The sequence below is a fragment of the Actinotalea sp. JY-7885 genome (assembly GCF_014525465.1).
In the GTDB taxonomy this organism is placed as follows: domain Bacteria; phylum Actinomycetota; class Actinomycetes; order Actinomycetales; family Cellulomonadaceae; genus Actinotalea.
In genome coordinates, this window is sequence record NZ_JACEXH010000226.1 from 1 (window position 1) to 4,352 (window position 4,352).

A 4,352-nucleotide genomic window follows, 5' to 3' on the forward strand; every position below is an offset into this window, starting at 1 on the left:
GGCCCCGCCGCGGAGGGCAGCCGGCCCTGCTCCGCGAGCGCGCGCCGCACGACGAGGTCGACCTGCGCGTTGACGCTGCGCAGCTCGTCGGCGGCCCAGCGCGCGAGCGCGTCGTGCACGGCCGGGTCGAGGCGCAGCAGCACCTGGCGGCGCTCGCGTCCCCGACCCGGCCGGGCCGGCTGCTCGTCGCTCACGTGTACAGCGACCCCGTGTTGACGACCGGGGTGGCGCCGCTCTGCCCGCACAGGACGACGAGCAGGTTCGACACCATGGCGGCGCGCCGCTCGTCGTCGAGGTCGACGATCCCGTCGGCCTCGAGCCGGTTGAGCGCGCTCTCGACCATGCCGACCGCCCCGTCGACGATCCGCTCGCGGGCGGCGATGATCGCGCCGGCCTGCTGCCGCTGGAGCATCGCGTGGGCGATCTCGGGCGCGTAGGCGAGGTTCGAGATCCGCGCCTCGATGACCTCCAGGCCCGCGATGACGACGCGAGCCGCGACCTCCGTCGCGATCTCCGCGGAGACCAGGTCCGTCGCGCCGCGCAGCGACTCCTCGCCGGCGTCGGCCTGGTCGTAGGGGTGGGACATCGCGACGTGGCGCAGGGCGGACTCGGACTGCACCCGCACGAAGTCGGCGTAGTCCTCGACGGCGAAGGTCGCCTTGGCGGTGTCCGCGACCTGCCACACGACGATCGCCGCGATGTTGATCGGGTTGCCGTCGGCGTCGTTGACCTTGAGCTCGTTGGTCTCGAAGTTCCGGACGCGGACGGAGACCTTCTTGCGGGTGGTCAGCGGCACCGTGAGCACCAGGCCGGTGCGGCGGATGGTGCCGATGTACCGGCCGAAGAGCTGGACCACGCGCGTCTGCCCCGGGCTGATGACGGCGACGCTGGTCAGCAGCACCAGCCCCACGAGGGCCAGGACGATGCCCAGGACGCCCGCCAGGTCCTCGCCGCCGTCGGCCACGATGAACAGCGGGACGCACGCGCCGATCATCACGAGCGCGGCGAGGATCACGAGGAGGGCCGGACCCGTGCCCAGCGACCAGGCGAGGCGCTCGGCGACGTCGACGCGCGCGCCGGAGTGGCCGACCGGGCGCCCGGCGGGGTCGCCGCCGACGGAGGCCTGCGGTGGGGGGACGGTCTCGGACATGGGCTCCTCCTGGTGCTGACGACCGCCGGATCGGCGGCGTATAGCAAAGTGATAGCACATTTCAACGCCGGACGGACAGCGCCGGACGGGCCGGGGGTGCATAGATTGGTCCCGTGCTTCCCACCGACCTCCCGCTGCTCCGCACGCCCGGCGCCCCGGCGCTCAGCCCGGACGGGACGACGGTCGTCGTCCCGGTCGTCGCGCCCGACCCGGAGACCGACGAGTACGTCGGCAGCCTCTGGACCGTCCCCGTCGACGGCTCGCGCCCGCCCGCGCCGCTGACCCGCGGCCACCGCGACACGTCGCCCGTGTGGTCGCCCGACGGCCGCCTGATCGCCTTCGTGCGCGCGGAGCCGAAGGGCCGCCCGCAGCTGCACGTCGTCGAGGCCGGCGGCGGCGAGCCCGTGCGGCTGACCGACGCCCCCCTCGGCGTGAGCGAGCCCCGCTTCTCCCCCGACGGCGCGCGCCTCGCCTACCTCGCGCGCGTCCCCGAGGAGGGCCGCTACGTCGCGGGCGAGGACCCGGGCGCCGAGGCGCCGCGCCACATCACGACCTTCCGCTACCGCGGCGACGGCATCGGCTTCTTCCGCGACCGCCCGCAGCACGTCTTCGTGGTCGACGTCCCGCGCGACGGCGAGCCCGGCGAGGCCGCCCGCGACCTGCCCGAGCCGGTGCAGCTCACGTCCGGAGACGTCGACGTGGCCGCGCCCCGGTGGCTGCCCGACGGCGAGGCGCTCGTGGCGGTCGCCGCCCTGCACCCGGGGCGGGAGGAGGACCTGCTGCGCGACGCCGTGCTCGTCGAGGCGCCCCGGACGCCGCGCGACGCCGGGTCGGAGCCGCCGCTCCCCCGCCCGCTCACCGACGCCGCCCGTGGGTCGACGCTCTCGGTCGAGACCGTCCTGCCGTCCGCGGACGGGCGCACGCTGTGGCTGCTCGCGGGCGACCAGGGGCCGTCGCGCCTCGACTTCGTCGCCTCCCAGACGGGCCTGTTCACGCTCGACCTGGCGCAGGTGCGCGCCCGGCTCGACGAGCCGGTCCGGCCCACGGAGCTCGAGGGCGCCGAGGACGCCGGCGAGGCGGTCCTGGCACCGCACGTCACCCCGCGCCGCCTGACGGACGCCGAGACGACCGACCTCGTCCCCGGCCTGCTCGCGCTGGCCGGCGACGAGGTCCTGGTCGCCGACCAGCGGCGCGGCGCCGTCGTGCTGCTCGCCGTGCCCGCGACGGGCGAGGGCGAGCCGCGGGTGCTGGTCGACTCGCCCGCCGTGGTGAGCGGCCTGGACGCGGCGGCCGACGCCGTCGTCGTGTGCGCCGCCTCCCCGGTCTCCTCCGGGGACGTGCTGGCCGTCGACCGCGCGACCGGCGCCGTGCGCGCCCTGACGGACCTGTCCGCGCCGCTGCGCGCGACGGGTCGGGTCCGCACACCGCGCGAGCTCACGGCGACGGCGCCCGACGGCTACCCCGTCCACGGCTGGGTCGCGCTGCCGGACCCGCAGCGCTACGGGACGGGGCCGCACCCGACGCTGCTGCTCATCCACGGCGGACCGTTCGCCCAGTACACGCACGCGCTGTTCGACGAGGTGCAGGTGCTCGCCGAGGCCGGCTACGCGGTCGTCTACGGCAACCCGCGCGGCTCCGCCGGGTACGGGCGCGCGCACGGCCGCGCGATCCGCCGCGGCTTCGGCACGGTCGACGCCGACGACGTCGTCGCGCTGCTGGACGCGGCGCTCGCGGACGCCTCGCTCGGCCTGGACGCGGAGCGTGTCGGGGTCCTCGGCGGCTCCTACGGCGGCTACATGACCGCCTGGCTGACGACGCGCACGGACCGCTTCGCCGCCGCGATCGTCGAGCGCGGCTTCCTCGACCCCATCAGCTTCGTCGGGTCGAGCGACATCGGCTGGTTCTTCGGGCTCGAGTACCTCGGCGGCGGGGACACGCCCGAGGAGGCCGCGGCGCTCGCCGCGCAGTCGCCGATGGCGCACGTGCACCGCGTGCGCACGCCGACCCTGGTGATCCACTCCGAGCAGGACTGGCGGTGCCCCGTCGAGCAGGGCCAGCGCTGGTTCGTCGAGCTCAAGCGCCGCGGCGTGCCCGCGGAGCTCCTGCTGTTCCCCGGCGAGGGGCACGAGCTCACGCGCTCGGGCCGCCCCCGCCACCGCATCACGCGCTTCGAGCACGTGCTGCGCTGGTGGGCCCAGCACCTGCCGGTCGCGCCGTCGGCGTCGGGCCGGTGAGCGCGGCCGCCGCGCCGGGCGCGGTCGAGGCCGGTGCGCGCCCGAGCGTCCTGTTCGTGTGCGTCCACAACGCCGGGCGCTCGCAGATGGCGGCGGGCTTCCTCACGGCACTGTCGGGCGGCGCGGTCGAGGTGCGATCCGCGGGATCGATGCCCGCCGAGCAGATCAACCCGGCCGCCGTCGAGGCGATGGCGGAGGTGGGCATCGACCTCCGCTCCGAGCGCCCCAAGGTGCTCACCGCCGAGGCCGTCCAGGCGTCCGACGTGGTCGTGACCATGGGCTGCGGCGACGCGTGCCCGTACTACCCCGGCACCCGGTACGAGGACTGGGCCCTCGAGGACCCCGCCGGCCAGGGCGTCGAGGCGGTGCGCCCCATCCGCGACGAGATCCGCGCCCGCGTCCTGACGCTCCTCGCCGAGCTCGGCGTCCCCCCGGTCGACGCCTGACGCCGGTTCTGGCACGGATCCGGGTGCCGCCGCGCCGGGATCCGTGCCAGAACCCGCGCGCGGCACCGGCGGGCGCACGAGGATGGGCCTCGTGCTGCTCGCCGACGTCGCCGCCACCTCGACCGCGCTCGCCGCGACCCGCTCGCGCCTCGCCAAGCGCGCACTGCTGGTCGACCTCCTGCGTCGCACCGCGCCGGCGGAGGTCCCCGTCGTGGCCCGGTACCTCGGCGGCGAGCTGCGGCAGCGGCGCACCGGCCTGGGCTGGCGATCGCTCGCGACGCTCCCCGAACCGGCGGCCGCGCCGTCGCTCGACGTGCTCGCGGTCGACGCCGCCTTCGAGCGCATGGCCGCGCTCGCCGGCCCCGGCTCCGCGACCGCCCGCACGGCGCTGGCCACGGAGCTCTTCGCCGCCGCCACGGCCGACGAGCAGCGCCTGCTCCGGGGCCTGGTGACCGGCGAGCTGCGACAGGGCGCGCTCGACGCGCTGCTGCTCGACGCGGTCGCGCAGGCCGCGGGCGTGCC

The 4,352-nt window shown here is 76.6% G+C and carries 4 protein-coding genes and 1 pseudogene; 3 read left to right on the forward strand and 2 right to left on the reverse strand.

All coding sequences use genetic code 11. The annotated features are described in order from the left end of the window. Nucleotides 1-194 (reverse strand): hypothetical protein (locus IDM29_RS15215; protein ID WP_223148390.1); only part of this gene is annotated, 194 nt, incomplete at its 3' end. Further along, entirely contained in the window at nt 191-1,150 is a 960-nt protein-coding gene (locus tag IDM29_RS15220; RefSeq protein ID WP_188037731.1) for an SPFH domain-containing protein, read from the reverse strand. The genes IDM29_RS15215 and IDM29_RS15220, both read right to left, overlap by 4 nt. Before the next feature lie 113 nt (nt 1,151-1,263). Between IDM29_RS15220 and IDM29_RS15225 the strand changes: the two genes are divergently transcribed. The 3 genes and pseudogenes from IDM29_RS15225 to IDM29_RS15235 all read left to right on the forward strand — a co-directional run. Beyond that, nucleotides 1,264-3,384: a S9 family peptidase gene (locus tag IDM29_RS15225; protein WP_188037732.1), complete on the forward strand. Its 2,121-nt coding sequence runs from the start codon at nt 1,264-1,266 to the stop codon at nt 3,382-3,384. After that, the gene (locus tag IDM29_RS15230) at nt 3,381-3,830 is read left to right on the forward strand and encodes an arsenate reductase ArsC (RefSeq protein WP_309232751.1); all 450 of its coding nucleotides are present in this window, start codon (nt 3,381-3,383) and stop codon (nt 3,828-3,830) included. The genes IDM29_RS15225 and IDM29_RS15230 overlap by 4 nt, the downstream gene beginning before the upstream one ends. Nucleotides 3,831-3,921: 91 nt before the next feature. Then, a pseudogene (locus tag IDM29_RS15235) lies at nt 3,922-4,352 on the forward strand (ATP-dependent DNA ligase); the annotation flags it as partial.

Excerpts from the sequence above, each read along its gene's own strand:
- IDM29_RS15220 (WP_188037731.1), bottom strand. The coding sequence starts at position 1,150 with ATGTCCGAGACCGTCCCCCCACCGCAGGCCTCCGTCGGCGGCGACCCC.